The 15,857-nt window shown below is 63.1% G+C and carries 14 protein-coding genes and 1 pseudogene; 9 read left to right on the top strand and 6 right to left on the bottom strand.

Annotated elements, in window-relative coordinates; genetic code table 11:
- Positions 1-93 precede the first annotated feature (93 nt).
- Positions 94-1,500 carry a saccharopine dehydrogenase C-terminal domain-containing protein gene (locus tag BT179_RS01390; protein ID WP_072430432.1) on the top strand — a complete coding sequence of 469 codons (1,407 nt, stop codon included), beginning with the start codon at positions 94-96 and terminating at the stop codon, positions 1,498-1,500.
- On the opposite strand, the gene BT179_RS01385 is transcribed toward BT179_RS01390, so the two are convergent.
- The gene (locus BT179_RS01385; protein WP_072430433.1) at positions 1,487-1,891 is read right to left on the bottom strand and encodes a YkvA family protein; all 405 of its coding nucleotides are present in this window, start codon (positions 1,889-1,891) and stop codon (positions 1,487-1,489) included. The two genes, BT179_RS01390 and BT179_RS01385, sit on opposite strands and share 14 nt — an antisense overlap.
- Before the next feature lie 167 nt (positions 1,892-2,058).
- On the opposite strand from BT179_RS01385, the gene BT179_RS01380 reads away from it, so the two are divergent.
- Positions 2,059-3,078 (top strand): hypothetical protein, encoded by a 1,020-nt coding sequence (locus BT179_RS01380; RefSeq protein WP_072394795.1) that lies wholly within the window; start codon positions 2,059-2,061, stop codon positions 3,076-3,078.
- Positions 3,079-3,087: 9 nt separating this feature from the next.
- Here BT179_RS01380 and BT179_RS01375 read toward each other — a convergent pair whose 3' ends face one another.
- Positions 3,088-3,282: a hypothetical protein gene (locus tag BT179_RS01375; RefSeq protein ID WP_072430434.1), complete on the bottom strand. Its 195-nt coding sequence runs from the start codon at positions 3,280-3,282 to the stop codon at positions 3,088-3,090.
- A gap of 143 nt (positions 3,283-3,425) precedes the next feature.
- Here BT179_RS01375 and glsB point away from each other — a divergent pair, with 143 nt between their 5' ends.
- Positions 3,426-4,334: a glutaminase B gene (gene glsB / locus BT179_RS01370; protein WP_072394292.1), complete on the top strand. Its 909-nt coding sequence runs from the start codon at positions 3,426-3,428 to the stop codon at positions 4,332-4,334.
- A gap of 60 nt (positions 4,335-4,394) precedes the next feature.
- Here the strand turns inward: glsB and BT179_RS01365 are convergent, their stop codons facing one another.
- Positions 4,395-4,724, bottom strand: a complete 330-nt coding sequence (locus BT179_RS01365) for a hypothetical protein (RefSeq protein ID WP_072394295.1) — start codon at positions 4,722-4,724, stop codon at positions 4,395-4,397.
- 684 nt (positions 4,725-5,408) lie between these two features.
- Positions 5,409-7,355: a DNA topoisomerase III gene (locus tag BT179_RS01360; protein WP_072430435.1), complete on the bottom strand. Its 1,947-nt coding sequence runs from the start codon at positions 7,353-7,355 to the stop codon at positions 5,409-5,411.
- A 237-nt stretch (positions 7,356-7,592) separates the two neighbouring features.
- Between BT179_RS01360 and BT179_RS01355 the strand changes: the two genes are divergently transcribed.
- Entirely contained in the window at positions 7,593-8,000 is a 408-nt protein-coding gene (locus BT179_RS01355; RefSeq protein WP_072430436.1) for a response regulator, read from the top strand.
- A 42-nt stretch (positions 8,001-8,042) separates the two neighbouring features.
- Here the strand turns inward: BT179_RS01355 and BT179_RS01350 are convergent, their stop codons facing one another.
- Together BT179_RS01350 and BT179_RS01345 are read right to left on the bottom strand one after the other, a co-directional pair.
- Positions 8,043-9,665, bottom strand: coding sequence for an MFS transporter (locus BT179_RS01350; protein ID WP_072394304.1), 1,623 nt, complete (start codon positions 9,663-9,665; stop codon positions 8,043-8,045).
- A gap of 120 nt (positions 9,666-9,785) precedes the next feature.
- Positions 9,786-11,429 (bottom strand): GMC family oxidoreductase, encoded by a 1,644-nt coding sequence (locus tag BT179_RS01345; RefSeq protein WP_072394306.1) that lies wholly within the window; start codon positions 11,427-11,429, stop codon positions 9,786-9,788.
- Between the two features lie 130 nt (positions 11,430-11,559).
- Here BT179_RS01345 and BT179_RS01340 point away from each other — a divergent pair, with 130 nt between their 5' ends.
- From BT179_RS01340 to BT179_RS01325, 5 genes and pseudogenes are all read left to right on the top strand, one after another.
- Complete coding sequence (locus tag BT179_RS01340; protein WP_072430437.1) at positions 11,560-12,444, top strand: LysR family transcriptional regulator; 885 nt, start codon at positions 11,560-11,562, stop codon at positions 12,442-12,444.
- Positions 12,445-12,482: 38 nt separating this feature from the next.
- Positions 12,483-12,560, top strand: a pseudogene (locus BT179_RS27145) (PsiF family protein); the annotation flags it as partial.
- 156 nt (positions 12,561-12,716) lie between these two features.
- Positions 12,717-13,088 (top strand): c-type cytochrome, encoded by a 372-nt coding sequence (locus BT179_RS01335; RefSeq protein ID WP_072430438.1) that lies wholly within the window; start codon positions 12,717-12,719, stop codon positions 13,086-13,088.
- A gap of 19 nt (positions 13,089-13,107) precedes the next feature.
- On the top strand, positions 13,108-14,502 hold the full coding sequence (locus BT179_RS01330) for a D-arabinono-1,4-lactone oxidase (protein WP_072430439.1): 1,395 nt from the start codon (positions 13,108-13,110) through the stop codon (positions 14,500-14,502).
- A 26-nt stretch (positions 14,503-14,528) separates the two neighbouring features.
- The gene (locus BT179_RS01325; protein ID WP_256343829.1) at positions 14,529-15,785 is read left to right on the top strand and encodes a DSD1 family PLP-dependent enzyme; all 1,257 of its coding nucleotides are present in this window, start codon (positions 14,529-14,531) and stop codon (positions 15,783-15,785) included.
- The last annotated feature ends 72 nt before the right edge of the window (positions 15,786-15,857 follow it).

The following is a 15,857-nucleotide window of genomic DNA, read 5'->3' as shown; positions in this document are numbered from 1 at the left end:
TGCCTGCGCCGGCCACTGTCGAGACTGACAGTAGCCAGGACGCCATGACCGGTATTTCATGGCCTCTGTATCCGTATCTTCGGGGGGCAGCGCATGGAACATCAGGTCCCGTTCAGCGGACATCTGATTGTCATCGGCTTCGGCACGATCGCCCGGGCCACCCTGCCATTGTTGTTGGGGCAGGAGCTCATTGCGATCAAGCGCTTCACCGTGGTCGCGCCAGTGATCGACCACAACATCTGGTTCAAGGAGCGGGGGATTCGCTTTGTCCGCAAGGCACTGACCGAGCACACTTTTGCCCAGGTCCTTGACCGTGTCGTCAGGCCCGGCGATTTCATCGTCAACCTGTCCGTGGAAGTCAGCTCCCTGGCGCTGATCGCGTATGCCTTCGACAAGCGTGCGATGTACCTCGATACCTGTGTCGAACCTTGGGCAGGCGGCTATAACGATCCACGCCTGGATCTTTCGCGTCGTACCAACTACGCGTTGCGGCACGAGGTGCTGACGTTGCGCAAGAAGCTGGGCCGGGGTCCGACGGCGGTGGTGGCCCATGGGGCCAATCCTGGCTTGATCACGCACCTGCTCAAGGCCGGGCTGGTGGAACTGGCGCTGCAATTGAACCACCCGCTGTCGCAGAACCGCGCCGGCGTGGATTGGGCACGGTTGTGCATGGAAACGGGCATCAAGGTCATCCATTTCGCCGAGCGCGACACCCAGTGTTCGCACCGGATCAAGCAGGACGATGAGTTCGTCAACACCTGGTCGGTGGAAGGGTTCATCAGTGAGGGCAGCCAACCGGCGGAGCTGGGGTGGGGCACCCACGAGCGAACCTGGCCGGCGTCCGCCAGGCGTCATCGCTTCGGCGCGCGCAATGCCATTTACCTTGAACGTCCCAGCGCCAGCGTGCCGGTCAAGACCTGGACCCCCTTGGGCGGAGCGTGCCTGGGACTGATGATCACCCATCACGAAACCGCGTCCACCGCCGACCTGCTGACGGTGAAAGAGCGCCAGACCCTCGTCTATCGGCCCACCCTGCATTACGCCTACCACCCCTGCAACGATGCGTTGTTGTCTATTCATGAGCTCATTGGGCGGGGGTGGCAGACCCAGGGTTCGGAGCGCATTCTCAACGGTGAAATCGAGAGCGGTGGCGTCGATGCGTTGGGCGTGCTGCTCATGGGGCATGAGCTGAATGCCTACTGGTTCGGCTCGATGCTGAGCGTCGACGAAGCCAGGGCGCTGGTGCCCTTCAACAACGCCACCACCCTGCAGGTGGCCGCCGGGGTCCTGGCGGGCGTCGTCTGGGCGGTGGAGCATCCGGCGCGGGGCATCGTCGAGCCGGAACAGATGGATTACGAACGGGTGCTGGAAGTGGCCAGGCCCTACCTGGGCACCCTGGTCGGCAAGCGCACCGACTGGACGCCCAGCGGCACTCCCTGCCAGGCTTCAGGAGAAGGGGCGGCGGAGGCTTGGCAGTTCGAGCATTTCACTCGCCTGTGAGGGAACCGCGCACCAGCCACCAGCCGCCTGCCAGTGCGGCGATCCAGCACAGCACGATCACCACGGCGGCGATCCGGTTCAGCGGGCGCTGGCCCTGGTTTTTCTCCCATTGGCGGGCCCTGGCTGCACATTCGGCCAGCACAGCCGGCGGCATCAGGCGAAGGACCAGCCAGATACCCAGCGGCAGCAGGATCAAGTCGTCCAGATAACCCAGGATAGGAATGAAGTCCGGAATCAGGTCGATGGGGCTCAGGGCGTAGGCCACCACGATGACTGCGATGGTCCTGGGGAGCCACGGCGTCTGTCCATGGCGATAGCAGAACCACAGTGTCAGGGTCTGGCGCTTCAGGGCCCTGGCCCATTGGCGAAGTCGTGCTGAAGGCGATGTCATGGCGGCCGGTCGTGGTGCGAGTCGATCCGACAAGGGTAATCGCAAACCGGGCAGGGTGCCTGTAGCCGCGACGGGATCGGGGAGCTGGCCCTGATGACGCGTTGCCCCAGGCATCCAGGGCTTTCCTATACTCAATGCCAGGGTGACCTGAATCCGGGGTGCCGATCGTGCTGCATTCGCTGATGCTGGCCGTGTTGATCATTCTGGCGGGGTGCGCCACGCCGCAGCGCGGTCAACAGGTGGACTCGGTGGCGGTGGCCCAGGACACCTGGCGCCAGGTGGACCGACAGATCGTCGCCGCCTCCGGGACCGCGATCGAACAGGCCGAACGCTATGCCCGTGGATCGATGGAACATTGGCGGATGCTGGTCTACGAGCGGACCGAGGCCGAGTTCATCCCCTGGTTCAGCAGCTACTGGACCCAGGAATGGTTGGCGGTGAAGGTCAGCTGGTATGCCGCCAGCGCCCAAGACGAGGAGGATTCCGCGTCCAGGCGCCTGGCGGTCTATCTGCAGACGCAGTATCGCGAACGGGTGCTGGAACCCGTCGCTGTGGAGATCGATCCCGAAGCGATCCGGGCCAACGCGACGAGTTATTACGTGAGCCTGCTCAACCAGCAGGTCCAGGTGATCGCTCAGAGCCATCGGATCCCGCTGGAACTGATGAACCGGCGCCTGCACGGTATTCCCGCGGTCAACCTGGGCCCCCCGGCGGCGCGCAATGCTTCGCTGTACCAGATGGTCCATACCAACCCGCTCAATACCCTGCCGGCCTACGCGGCCCTGATCGATCACGTCAATAAGGCCGCCGCCACGGGAAACGGTCCCTCGGACGCGGTGATCGCTACGGTGGCACAACGCACCAGTGAAAAGATCGAAGCGCAGTTCGCCACTCGAGGGGCGACCGGTGCGGCCGCGGCCGTGGCCGGAAAGGCGGCGGGGGCATTGATTTCCGTAGGGGTGGCCGGCATTCGCGCGATCATCCACGAAGGCGAGCGGCCGGAAATGCAAGCGCATATCCGCAAGAGCCTGAGCGCCGCGTTCGACGAAGCCTGGTTCAAATCACTCAAGCATCCCCTCAGCGGGGTGCTGGCGCCGGTGTATTACCTGGATGAGGAAATCAGGGGCAGCCTGATGGAGGCGGAGCTGGCGAACCGGCCGGTGGTGCTGCCGCAACTCGAGCCATGACCGGCGGGGTCAGTCCGTCCCGAGGGTGACGCGGCAACCCTTGCGGTGGCGTATCTGTTCGTCCGTGGGCCGCTCCTTGATGAATTCGAAGCGCGGTTCGCCTTCGCTGTAGATCACCAGCCAGCCCCATTCCAGCTCGCTTTCGTCCTGGCCGGGCTTGGGTGGCGACGCCCACCAGGGTTCTTTCTGCATGATCTGACGCATCGTGTACTCCTGCAGGTTGATCCTTCACTATAGACCGCCCGATCGAGCGGCCGATTCAAGGCCGGTGTGCTCTGATCCCGCTTGTCGACGTCTAGGGTCTGTATCCCCGCACTCGAACGGGGAATGACTGGACCCCCGCACCCATGCAAGCATTGTTGAACGAGATCCTCGATGCGGTTCGCCCCCTGATCGGTCAGGGCAAGGTGGCCGACTACATTCCGGCCCTGGGCACTGTGCCTGCCAATCAATTGGGCATTGCCGTGTATGGCAACGATGGCGAGATGTATTGCGCAGGCGACGCCGAAACGCCGTTTTCGGTGCAGAGTATTTCCAAGGTTTTCAGCCTGGTGCAGGCCATCCAGCACTCCGGTGAAGCGATCTGGGAACGCCTGGGTCATGAGCCGTCCGGCCAGCCGTTCAATTCCCTGGTGCAGCTGGAGTTCGAACGGGGCCGCCCACGCAACCCGTTCATCAACGCCGGTGCCCTGGTGATCTGCGACATCAACCAGTCGCGGTTTGCCGCCCCGGCCTTGTCGATGCGCGACTTCGTACGGCGCCTGTCGGGCAATCCCAATGTGATGGTGGATGGCAAGGTCGCCGAATCGGAATACCAGCATCGCGCCCGCAACGCGGCGATGGCCTACCTGATGCAATCGTTCGGCAATTTCCATAACGACGTGGAGGCAGTGCTGCGCAGCTATTTCAGTCATTGTGCGTTGCGGATGAACTGCATCGACCTGGCCCGGGCGTTCTGTTTCCTGGCCAATGACGGCTTCTGCAAGCACAGCGGCGAGCAGATCCTCAGCGCCCGCCAGACCCAGCAGGTCAACTCCATCATGGCCACCAGCGGGCTGTACGACGAAGCCGGGAATTTTGCCTACCGCGTCGGTCTGCCGGGCAAGAGCGGGGTGGGCGGTGGGATCGTGGCGGTGGTGCCAGGGCGTTTCACCGTGTGCGTCTGGTCCCCCGAACTCAATGTCGCCGGCAACTCCCTGGCCGGCATGGCGGCGCTGGAGCTGCTCAGCCAGCGGATCGGCTGGTCGGTGTTCTAGGGTTTGTACGAAAAAGGGCCCGTTTCGGATAGAAACGGGCCCTTTTTTATTCAGCTGCGATCAGTAGAGGCGGTCGATGACCTGGACCTGCGAAGTATTCTGCACCGCCTGCCAGGCTTGGGTCAGCGTTTGCAGCACGCGACCGATGTAGTCTTTGTCGGCTGCGGCCTTCTTGCCGACGTAGCCTTGTCCGCGGCGGTACATCTTCAACCGGGCACACAGGTCTTGCGTGTTCTTTTCGAACTCGTCTTCCTGGGTGTACGGCGACAGGCAATCCATATGCACCTGGCCAGTCTTGCTGATCCACAGGATATGGCTGTCGAGGGTGTCCTTGTGTGCAGCGAACATGCGAGCCAGTTCATCAATAGATGGTTGATTGTTCAGATTCATGTGTAAGCCCCTTGACCATTTGGTTGATCTGTCTGGTGGTTCGCAAAAACTTCGCTATTCGGTAACTCAGGTACCGAAACCAGGCCGTCAGCGTCCTTGCGTCGAACTTCGGCGGCGGCGCGGAACGGCTGTGTAGTGCTATCGAAGGGCTGCTACGCAAATGCGCTACAACGAAGAGAAACAGCGAAGAACCTGTCAGGCATCGTCAACTTTCGAGGGTCGACCCGCGCGTCATGAGGATCTTCGCCAGCGTTTCTCGTCCTTGTTTCCGGACGGTCATGCCAGGTCAGCACCTTCAATCTGCCTTGTGGGCAGTCCCTTATCCAAAAAACAGCTCGGCGGTCAGACGAGCTTGCTCAAACGGTTACCTGTACTCCCGATCGGGGAGACGTCTGCATCATGCAAGGGCAAATCGACGTCGTCAACGGTTTTGTAGTGATTATTTTTGGTCACTACATATTGTCGGACAAAACGGTTTGGCTATGAAAAATGACTGGCAGCACGGCTGTGTTTTCTGTGGCGCGGGCATTCATCCCGCTGGGGCGCGAAGCGGCCCGAATGGTGGGTGAGGTTATCTGATACACGCAGGCAGCTGGATTGGGGTTGCTTTGCAACCCGGCGGGGAATAGATCCCCTCGTGGCAGGTTCGGTGTCTGGCAGGGCACCCGATTGACTCCGACAGGCTCAGGTCGCCTTGGCTTTTGTCGCTTTGCGCGGCGCGCCGGCGGCCTTGCGCTTGGCCGTCTTGCGTTTGTTTTTCCATGGCGCTGCGCCACGACCGGCGGGGCTGGCCGGACCGCTGATGGCCAGGCTCATGCCCTGGCAGCGAGCGATGTGCTTGCTCATCCAGGCGGCCTGGCGGGTGACGAATTCTTCCAGGCTCATTTCCCCGCTCTGCACCATGTCCAGTGCCTGTTCCCAGATGGCGGTGGTGCCTGGGTCGGCAATGGCGCGGGGCACGGCGTCGATCAGGCTGAAGGCCGCCGGGGTGGCGGACAATGCCTTGCCGTTCTTGACCAGGTAGCCACGGTCGAGCAGGCCCTGGATGATCGAGGCCCGGGTCGCTTCGGTACCGATGCCGGTGGTGTCCTTGAGTTTCTGCTTGAGCAGCGGATCGTCCACCAGCCTGGCGACGTTTTTCATGGCCTTGATCAGGTCGCCCTCGGTGAACGGCTTGGGCGGCTGGGTCCACAGGTCCTTGAGCGTCACTTGCTCCACGGCGCAATCATGGCCTTCGATCAAGGCCGGCAGGGTTTGCGGTGCCGGGGCTTCCCGGCCTCGTGCAGGAGCCAGGGCCTCGGGCAGGGCACGTTTCCAGCCGGGCTCGACGATCTGCTTGCCCACGGCGCGCAATGCCTGGCCGGCGCAATCGAAATCGGCCTGGGTGCGGTCGTATTCATGGTTGGGCAGGAACTGCGCCAGGTAGCGCGCGCGAACCAGCGTATAGACGGCGCGCTGCTTGCCAGCGAGCTTGTCGAGGTTCTTCGCGGCAGCGGTGGGAATGATGCCGTGGTGGGCGCTGACCTTGGCATCGTTCCAGGCCCGGGACCTGCGTTGCGGTTGCAGGTGCTCGCGCAGTGGCGCGAGACCCGGGTCGGCCTGGGCGAGGGCGGCCAGGATGGCCGGTGCTTCGCTGTGCTGGCTCAAGGGCAGGTAGCCGCAATCGCTGCGAGGATAGGTGATGAGCTTGTAGGTTTCGTAGAGGGCCTGGGCGATGTCCAGGGTTTCCTGGGCGCCGAGGCCGAGCTTCTTCGAACAGACTTCCTGGAGGGTGCCCAGGTCGAATGGCAGCGGTGCCGCTTCGCGCAGGCGTTCGGTGCGCACCTGGGTCACCAGGGCGGTGTCGGCATTGTCCATGGCCTGGGCGGCATCACGGGCGATGGCCTGGTTCAGGCATCGCTCCTGGTCGTCGCAGGCAGCCGCATCGGCGCGCCACTGAGCGGTGAACACGGTGCCGGCATGACGCAGTTGAACGTCGATGGCCCAATAGGCCACCGGTACGAAATCGGCGATGCTGCGGTCGCGATCCACCACCAGTCGCAGGGTGGGCGTCTGCACGCGCCCCACCGGCAACACGCCCTGATAGCCGGACTGGCGTCCCAGCAAGGTGAACAGGCGACTCATGTTCATGCCGATCAGCCAGTCGGCCCGGGAGCGGCCCAGCGCCGAATGATACAGGTTGAAGGTTTCGGCCCCCGGCTTGAGTGCAGCCAGGGCCTTGCGGATCGAGGCTTCGTCCAGGGCCGATAGCCACAAGCGCTTGATCGGCCCGCGATAGCGGCAATGCTCCACCAGTTCCCGGGCGATCATCTCGCCTTCCCGGTCGGCGTCGGTGGCGATCACCAGTTCACTGGCTTCACCCAGCAAGCGCTTGACCGCCTTGAACTGGCTCGCGGTCTTCGGCTTGACGGTCATTTTCCATTGCCCCGGCACGATGGGCAGGTCGGCCAGCACCCAGCGCTTGTAGCGGGCATCGTAGGCATCGGGCGGGGCGGTCTCCAGCAAGTGGCCGATGCACCAGGTCACGGTGATGCCCGTGCCCAGCCAGCAGCCATCGCCGCGTCGCCTGGCGCCGAGCACGGCGGCGATGTCCTTGGCCTGGGATGGTTTCTCACAGAGGTACAGCTGCATGGCGCCCTTTTCCGAACAGTTCTGCTGGGAGCTGTAGCATGGTCAGGGATTGCTCCGGGGGCAAGTTTTATCTGTATGCATATACAGATAAAACGTTGCGCTGCGTTGCAAAAGAACGTCTGGCACGACGCTCAGCGGCCCATTCGCAAGCAGAATGAATTTATGTGAAAGGTGCAGTTCATAACTTGCAGAGCGGTTAAAACCGCAAAAAAACCGACGGCAGGGAGAGTCAATCACATGAATTCGATGCCAAACGGCAACGGACAGGCGACCACACGTTTGATTCTTGTTGTTGAAGATGATCCGACGATCCTGGAGTTCCTGTGCGAAATACTGGAGGACGAAGGGTTTGTGGTGGAGCCTCGGGAAAGCGCCGATTCGGCGTTGACGTTTCTTGAGCAGAGTGCCGACTACGTGGACCTGCTGCTCACCGATATCACCATGCCCGGCACGATCGACGGCGCGGACCTGGCCAACATGACCGGGGACCGCTGGCCGCAGATTCCGCTGCTGATCATGTCGGGCTACGAAACGCCGGAAAGTGCCGGGATCAAGCACCACGCCTCCTTCATCGCCAAGCCCTGGGCCCTGGGGCAGATGCTGGACCTGGTGGAAAGCACGGTGAAGAATCGCCAGGTCCACTGATGGACGGCGAGGGGCCTGGCCCCCCGCCACGGGACGCTGTCTTCAGTTTTTATCCAGGTCCACGTTTCTGGTTTCCCGCAGGCAGAGCATGCCCACCACCAGGCTGACCCCGGTGATCACCACCGGGTACCACAGCCCATAGAAGATATCGCCGGTATAGACCACCAGGGCGAACGACACGGTGGGCAGGAAGCCGCCGAACCAGCCGTTGCCGATGTGGTAGGGCAGCGACATGGAGGTGTAGCGGATACGGGTGGGAAACAGTTCGACCATCAGCGCCGCCAACGGGCCGTAGCACATCGCTGAAATGATGATCAGCGCCACGATCAGCACCACGATCATGGTCCGGTTGATCTGCTGGGCATCGGCTTGTTGTGGGTAGCCTGCCAGGGTCACCGCTGCCCGCAGCGCGGACTCGTCGAAGCCTTCGAGTTTCACGTCGCCGACGCTGACCTGCACGTTGCTGCCGGCCGGCGCCGACACGCTGCTGTAGGGCAGCCCCTGCTTGACCAGGAACGTCTTGACCTTGTCGCAGGGGCTGTCGAAGCGCGCCTTGCCCACCGGGTCGAATTGAAAGGTACAGGTCGCCGGGTCGGCCACCACCGTGATCGGCGCCTGGCGGCTCGCCAGGTCGATGGCCGGGTTGGCGTAGTGGGCCAGGGTCTTGAAAATCGGGAAATACAGTGCCGTGGCCAGGAGCAGGCCGACCATCAGCACGGGCTTGCGCCCGACCTTGTCCGACAGCCAGCCGAAGAAGATGAAGAACGGCGCGCCGATCACCACGCTGACGATCAGCAGGCTGTTGGCCAGGGCCGGGTCCATCTTCAGAAACTGGGTCAGGAAGAACAGCACGTAGAACTGCGCCGCGTAGAAGGTGACCGCTTGCCCGGCGTTGATGCTGAACAGGGCGATCAGCACCACCTTGAGGTTTTCCCATTTGCCGAAGGACTCACGGATGGGGGCCTTGCAGCACTTGCCTTCCTCTTTCATTTTCAGGAATGCCGGCGACTCATGCAGGCTCAGGCGGATCCAGGTGGAAATGCCCAGCAGCACGATCGACAGCAGGAACGGAATGCGCCAGCCCCAGACCTCGAACTGGTCGCCAGTGAAATAACGGCAGCCCAGCACCACCAGCAAGGAAAGCAACAGACCGAGGGTGGCCGTGGACTGGATCCAGCTGGTGTGGAAGCCGCGCTTGCCTATGGGGGCGTGCTCGGCGACATACGTGGCCGCTCCGCCATATTCACCGCCCAGGGCCAGGCCCTGCAGCATGCGCAACACCACCAGGATGATCGGCGCGGCGATGCCGATGCTGGCGTAGTTGGGCAACAGGCCGACACAGAAGGTCGCCACGCCCATGAGGACGATGGTGGCCAGGAAGGTGTACTTGCGTCCGATCATGTCCCCCAGCCGCCCGAACACCAAGGCACCGAACGGCCGCACGATGAAACCGGCGGCGAATGCCATCAGGGCGAAGATGAATGCCGTGGTGTCGTTGACGCCGGCGAAGAACTGCTTGCTGATCACCGCCGCGAGGGCGCCGTAGAGGAAAAAGTCGTACCACTCGAACACCGTCCCCAGGGACGAGGCGAAGATGACCTTCTGGGTTTCCTGGCTGGTGCCGACGCTGCGCGTGGCTTCCAGGGGCTGAACATGCTCAGACATATCGGTATCCCTCACAGTGATTGTTTTTGTTGTTCCACTGTCGACGCCGGGTTGGCGTCTCCTGGTTTGACACACCTTCTTGGATCGACTCACCCCGCTGGTTGGAGAGTGACCTGTTCTTCAGGCCGTGACAGGTTCTTCTTGGGTGCTGATGTTCCTCGTGGCCGGGTTGAGCATCATCTGCGCCGCCTTCTCGGCGATCATCAGGGTCGGCGAGCAGGTATTGCCCGAGGTGATGCGCGGCATGATCGAGGCGTCGGCGACGCGCAGTCCGGCGATGCCATGAACCTGCAACTGTGCATCCACCACCGCGTCCTGGTCATGGCCCATGCGGCAGGTACCCACCGGATGGAAGATCGTCGTGCCGATACGGGCGGCGGCCTGGTGCAGTTCTTCTTCCGTCTGCAGGTTGGGCCCCGGCAGATATTCCTTGGGTTTGAAACCTTGCAGGGCAGGGGCGGCGACGATACGGCGGGTCAGGCGAATGGCGTCGGCGGCGACCCGCAGGTCTTGCGGGTGGCTCAGGTAGTTGGGTTGGATCACCGGGGCTTCGCGCGGGTCGGCCGAACGGATATCCACCCGACCACGGCTTTGCGGGCGCAGGTCGCAGACCGAAGCGGTGAAGGCCGGGAACGTGTGCAGCGGCTCCCCGAAACGCTCCAGGGACAACGGTTGAACGTGATATTCAAGGTTGGCCGAGGTCTGTTCCGGCCCTGAACGGGCAAACGCGCCCAATTGGCTGGGAGCCATGGACAAGGGGCCGCTGCGGTCATAGAGATAGCGCAGGCCCATGCCCATCTTGCCCCACAACGTGCCGGCGATCTGGTTCAGGGTGCGGGCGTTTTCCAGCTGATAGATCAACCGCAGTTGCAGGTGATCCTGCAGGTTGCCACCCACGCCGGGCAGTTCATGGACCACGCCGATGCCCAGCCGCTGCAACAGGTTGCGCGGGCCGATCCCCGAGCGTTGCAGAATCGCCGGAGAGCCCACGGCGCCAGCGCACAGCACGATTTCCCGGCGCGCCTTGTAATTCATGCCCTTGCCCTGCCAGCGGGCGCTGACGGCATGGGCCCGCCCGTCGCGAAGCAGTACGCGGTCGACTTCCACTTCGGTCAGTACCGTGAGGTTGGAGCGCTGACGCACTGGCTTGAGAAAGGCCTTGGCGGCGTTCCAGCGGACCCCGGCCTTCTGGTTGACCTGGAAATAACCGCAGCCCTCATTGTCGCCGCCATTGAAGTCGTCGAGGTTGGGGATGCCGCTCTGTTCGGCGGCGGTGCGGAAGGCGTCGAGGATCGGCCAGGACAGGCGCTGGCGTTCGACCCGCCACTCACCGGCGGCGCCGTGCAGTTCGGAGTCGCCGGCGAAGTGGTTTTCGCTCTGCCGAAACAGCGGCAGCACATCTTTCCAGGCCCAGCCGCTATTGCCTTCGGCGGCCCAGCCATCGTAGTCCGCCGCCTGGCCACGCATGTAGATCATGCCGTTGATGGAGGAGCAGCCCCCCAGCACCTTGCCTCTTGGATAGCTCAGGGCGCGTCCTTGCAGGCCGGGTTGGGCTTCGGTCTTGAAGCACCAGTCGGTGCGCGGGTTGCCAATGCAGAACAGATAACCCACGGGGATGTGGATCCAGGGGTAGTTGTCGCGCGCGCCGGCTTCGAGCAGCAGCACACGGTGTTGCGGGTTGGCCGAGAGTCGGTTGGCCAGCAGGCATCCGGCGGGGCCGGCGCCCACGATCACGTAATCGTATTCATCGACGACAGGTTGCATCCGCGACCTCATTTTTTGTTCTTGTAGGTCCCATCCTAGTTGTTAGTTTTCGTTAAAAGAATGTTAGTTTTTAAGCAGTGGCTGTGCGTTTATAGACAGCAGCTGCGCACAATCGAGACCTGGAGCGTTCATGTTCGACTGGAATGACCTGCGCTACTTCCTGGAGCTGCAACGCAGCGGCCGCCTGCTGACGGCGGCGCGACGCCTGAATACCACCCACGCGACGGTGGCCCGGCATATCGAGGCCATCGAGAAGAGCCTGGGCACCGCGCTGTTCGTCCAGCACGCCCAGGGGTATGAACTGACCCCGGCCGGCGAGACGTTGCTCAAGCACGCCGAGGCCATGGAGAACGTGGCATTACTGGCCCAGGAGGACATCACCCAGTCCAGCGCGCCCCTGGGCAAGATCCGCCTGGGGGTGACCGAAGGGCTGGGCATCATGTTCCTGGCCAGTCGCATGGACAGCCTGTTCCAGCGGTACCCGGGGCTGGAGGTGGAGCTGGTGGCGGTGCCGCGGTTCGTCAGCATTCTCAACCGCGAAGCGGAAATCAGCATCCACCTCGAACGGCCGGCGGCCGATCTGCTGGTGACCCGCAAGCTCACCGACTACAGCCTGGCGCTGTACGCCAGCCAGGCCTACCTGGATCGCTCGCCGCCGCTGCGCAGTCGCGAAGACCTGGGGCGTCATGCCTGGATCGGTTATGTCGACGACCTGCTGTTCAGCCAGGAGCTGATGTTCCTCAACAGCTTCTGCCGCAACCCTCGGGTGGTGTTCCACAGCACCAGCGTCATCGCCCAGCAACAGGCCGCGCGTTCGGGGCTCGGTATCGCTGTGCTGCCGTGCTACATGGCCAGCGACGATCCGATGCTGGTGCCCTTGCTGCCCGACGAAACCATCCGCCGCAGCTACTGGATCAGCACCCGTCGCGAACTGCACAAGTCCGTGCGCCTGCGGGTGCTGTGGGATTACGTGGTGCAGCTGTGCGAGCGCGAGCAAGGGCTGCTGCTGCCCTGACCAGGCAGTACCTGTGGCGAGTGGATTGATCCCGCTGGGCTGCGCAGCAGTTCAAAATGTCTACCTGCAACGCCAAGGCGACACATCGGGGACGCTACGCGCCCCAACGAAGATGAATCCCCTTGCCACAGTAATCGAGTCTCCAGCGCTGGCCGCCCAAGTCCCTTTTGTGGCCCCCAATGACCTCAAGCCGACACGCCGACCTGCCTTAGTGTGGGAGCCGCCAGACCCACAACAAGAAAGGCGCGATCCTTGCGCCGCAAGAGGGCCTTATGTCGGCAAGAACATCTTTATCGCTGCTCAACGTCGCCTCCATCGCGCTGTTCGGCGCTCTGCTCGCCGGGTGCGGCGAAGAAGCCCGGCCACCCGCGCCCACGACCTTCTCGGCCATGCCCGCCGACGCGACGCTGGCGCAGATCTACGACAGCAGTTGTAAGGTCTGCCATGCCAATCCCGGCGCCGGAGCTCCCCTGACCGGTGACACCCAGGCCTGGGCCCCTCGTGTGGCCCAGGGCGCCGATACCCTGCTGGATCACGCGATCAACGGCTACAACGGCATGCCGCCGATGGGGCTGTGCATGCACTGTTCCGAAGAGCAGTTCCTGGCCCTGATCGCCTTCATGTCCGGCCAACAATTCCAATGACCAGAACGGGTGCCACGGCATGACGATGGATTTTTCACGGCGTCGCTTGCTGCAGCAGGCCGGCGTCGTCGCAGCCTTCACGGCCCTGGGCAGCCAGGGCGCACTGGCGGACCTGATACGGGCCCCGCGCCTGATCCCCTGGCGCAACTGGTCCGGGGCACAGAGCTGCCTGCCGGCGGCGCGCCTGGCGCCCAAGGACCTCGATGAGCTGGTGCAGCTGGTGAAACGGGCCGAGGGGCGGATTCGTCCGGTGGGCTCCGGCCACTCCTTCAGCGCGCTGGTGCCCACCGATGGGACCCTGCTGTCGCTGAGCCATTTCAGCGGCCTGCTGGATCATGACGCCGCCAGCCTGCAGGCCGAGTTCGGCGGCGGCACGCCCATGTCCCGCATGGGGCCGGCACTCAAGGCCGTTGGCCAGGCGCTGTTGAACATGGCGGACGTGGACTACCAGACCCTGGCAGGGGCGATTGCCACCTCGACCCACGGCACCGGCAAGGCCTTTGGCTCGTATGCGTCCCAGGTGGTGGGCCTGCAACTGGTGACGGCCCGTGGCGAGGTGCTCGATTGCGATGCCAGGCGCCATCCCGACGTGTTCCAGGCGGCCCGGGTATCCCTTGGCGCACTGGGGCTGGTCACCCGGGTGCGCCTGCAGAATCGTGCCGCGTATCGGCTGCGCGAGCGCCAATGGGTGGCCAGGACCGAAGAGTTGCTGGAAGACGTGCCTACCAATACCCGCGACAACCAGCACTGGGAAATGCAGGTGGTGACTCATTCCGACTATGCGCTGTCGATTGCCCTGAACGAAACCACCGACCCGGCCACGCCGCCCGTCAGCCCCGAAGAGGAGGGCGGCAATGAGTTCGTTACCCTGATCGAGAAGCTCGACAAGTATGGCAGCGACTTTCCGGCCACCCGCCGGACCCTGCTCAACAGCCTGCGGCTGGTGGCCGACTTCGACGACCGGGTGGGCGACTCCTATGACATCTATGCCAATGCCCGTACCGTGCGCTTCAACGAAATGGAATATTCGGTGCCGGCCGAACACGGCCCGGCGTGTCTGCGGGAGATCCTCGCGCTGATTCGCGACAAGGACCTGCGCACCTGGTTTCCCATCGAATACCGTTACGTGAAGGCCGACGACATTGCCTTGAGCATGTTCGAAGGCCGCGACAGTTGTTCGATCTCGGTGCATCAGCATTACCAGATGGATCACCACAATTTCTTCGCCGCCATCGAGCCGATCTTCTGGAAATACCAGGGGCGTCCGCACTGGGGAAAATTGCATTCTCTCAACGCCAGGACGCTCCAGGCGCTATACCCGCGCTGGAATGAATTCGCTCAGGTGCGCCAGGCCCTGGACCCCGATGGGAAGTTTCTCAACGGGCATCTTTCATCGATTCTGGGGGTGAGCTGATGAGCTTCAATCGCCGTGGTTTCCTCATGGGTACGCTGGGCACCGGGGTGTTGCTGGCCGGTGTCGGGGCCTGGCTACGGCCGACGGATCGGGGCGGCGCCTACAGCGATTATTTCCGCCAGTTGAACCGCGAGCTCAAGAACCGCGGCCCGATGCGGCCGGTCATGCTGATCGACCTGGATCGACTCGATCACAACATCGATGTGGTCAAGGCGTCGGTCCGGCGTGCCGGCAAGCAGTTGCGACTGGTGGAGAAATCCCTGCCGGCCCCCGGGTTGCTGGAATACATCGGTCGGCGCGCCGAAACCCGACGATTGATGTCGTTCCATCAGCCGTTTCTCAACCACGACGCGCAGCAGTTCCCCGAGGCCGATATTCTTCTGGGCAAACCCCTGCCGGTGCGTTCCGTCGAGTTGTTCTACCAGCTTCACAAGGGCGCGTTCGATCCTTCGCGCCAGTTGCAATGGTTGCTGGACACTCCCGAACGTCTCGAGCAATACCGGGGCCTGGCCCAGGGGCTTGGTACGCGCATGCGCATCAATATTGAATTGGACGTGGGCCTGCATCGGGGCGGGGTGAGGGATGAAGCCTCCCTGGACGCGATGCTCAAGCTGATCCGTGCCCACCCGCAACAGCTGGAGTTCGCCGGGTTCATGGGCTACGACCCGTTCGTGGGCATGGGCGTGCCCGAGTGGGTGGCCAGCCCGCAGACGCTGTTGGCCCGGGTCATGGCGATCTACCAGGCACGGGTGGATTTCGTTCGTTTGCGCTATCCCGACCTCTGGCATCCACGCCTGACACTCAACACCGCCGGCAGCCCCAGCTACCGCTTGCATGAACGGGAGAACCTGAGCACCGAAGTGTCGGTGGGCACGGCCATGCTCAAGCCCAGTCATTACGATTTGCCGTCACTGACCGATCACGTGCCGGCAGCCTATATCGCCACGCCGGTACTCAAGCGCACCGGTGCGGTGAACATCCCGGCGCTGGATGACAAGTCGCGGATTCTTGCCTGGTGGGACGTGAACCAGCGCGCCACGTTTTTCATCTACGGCGGTAACTGGATGGCCGACCTCGAATCGCCACCTGGCTTGAAGAGCAACAGCCTCTATGGCCGCAGCTCGAACCAGGAAATGGTCAACGGTTCCGAAACGGTTGGGTTGGGGCTGGAAGACCAGGTGTTCCTCAGGCCGACCCAGACCGAGTCGGTGCTGCTGCAATTCGGCGACCTGCTGGCGGTGCGCGGGGGACGGATCGTCGAAAGCTGGCCGGTCTATGCCTGACAGCGCAGCTTGTTGTGAAGCGAGCCGGCTGGCGACCAGCCCGGAACATTCTTGTGTTCACGCACTGGTCGA

The sequence above is a fragment of the Pseudomonas sp. NFACC43 genome (assembly GCF_900119645.1).
Lineage (GTDB): Bacteria > Pseudomonadota > Gammaproteobacteria > Pseudomonadales > Pseudomonadaceae > Aquipseudomonas.
The sequence above is the reverse complement of the archived record's forward strand: the minus strand, read 5'-3'. Positions and strand labels throughout refer to the sequence as shown.

What these genes read in the sequence shown, in the direction of transcription:
- BT179_RS01390 (WP_072430432.1), top strand. Translation starts at nt 94, where the DNA reads ATGGAACATCAGGTCCCGTTCAGCGGACATCTGATTGTCATCGGCTTC.
- BT179_RS01385 (WP_072430433.1), bottom strand. Translation starts at nt 1,891, where the DNA reads ATGACATCGCCTTCAGCACGACTTCGCCAATGGGCCAGGGCCCTGAAG.
- BT179_RS01375 (WP_072430434.1), bottom strand. Translation starts at nt 3,282, where the DNA reads ATGCGTCAGATCATGCAGAAAGAACCCTGGTGGGCGTCGCCACCCAAG.
- glsB (WP_072394292.1), top strand. Translation starts at nt 3,426, where the DNA reads ATGCAAGCATTGTTGAACGAGATCCTCGATGCGGTTCGCCCCCTGATC.
- BT179_RS01365 (WP_072394295.1), bottom strand. Translation starts at nt 4,724, where the DNA reads ATGAATCTGAACAATCAACCATCTATTGATGAACTGGCTCGCATGTTC.
- BT179_RS01360 (WP_072430435.1), bottom strand. Translation starts at nt 7,355, where the DNA reads ATGCAGCTGTACCTCTGTGAGAAACCATCCCAGGCCAAGGACATCGCC.
- BT179_RS01355 (WP_072430436.1), top strand. Translation starts at nt 7,593, where the DNA reads ATGAATTCGATGCCAAACGGCAACGGACAGGCGACCACACGTTTGATT.
- BT179_RS01350 (WP_072394304.1), bottom strand. Translation starts at nt 9,665, where the DNA reads ATGTCTGAGCATGTTCAGCCCCTGGAAGCCACGCGCAGCGTCGGCACC.
- BT179_RS01345 (WP_072394306.1), bottom strand. Translation starts at nt 11,429, where the DNA reads ATGCAACCTGTCGTCGATGAATACGATTACGTGATCGTGGGCGCCGGC.
- BT179_RS01340 (WP_072430437.1), top strand. Translation starts at nt 11,560, where the DNA reads ATGTTCGACTGGAATGACCTGCGCTACTTCCTGGAGCTGCAACGCAGC.
- BT179_RS01335 (WP_072430438.1), top strand. Translation starts at nt 12,717, where the DNA reads ATGTCGGCAAGAACATCTTTATCGCTGCTCAACGTCGCCTCCATCGCG.
- BT179_RS01330 (WP_072430439.1), top strand. Translation starts at nt 13,108, where the DNA reads ATGACGATGGATTTTTCACGGCGTCGCTTGCTGCAGCAGGCCGGCGTC.
- BT179_RS01325 (WP_256343829.1), top strand. Translation starts at nt 14,529, where the DNA reads ATGGGTACGCTGGGCACCGGGGTGTTGCTGGCCGGTGTCGGGGCCTGG.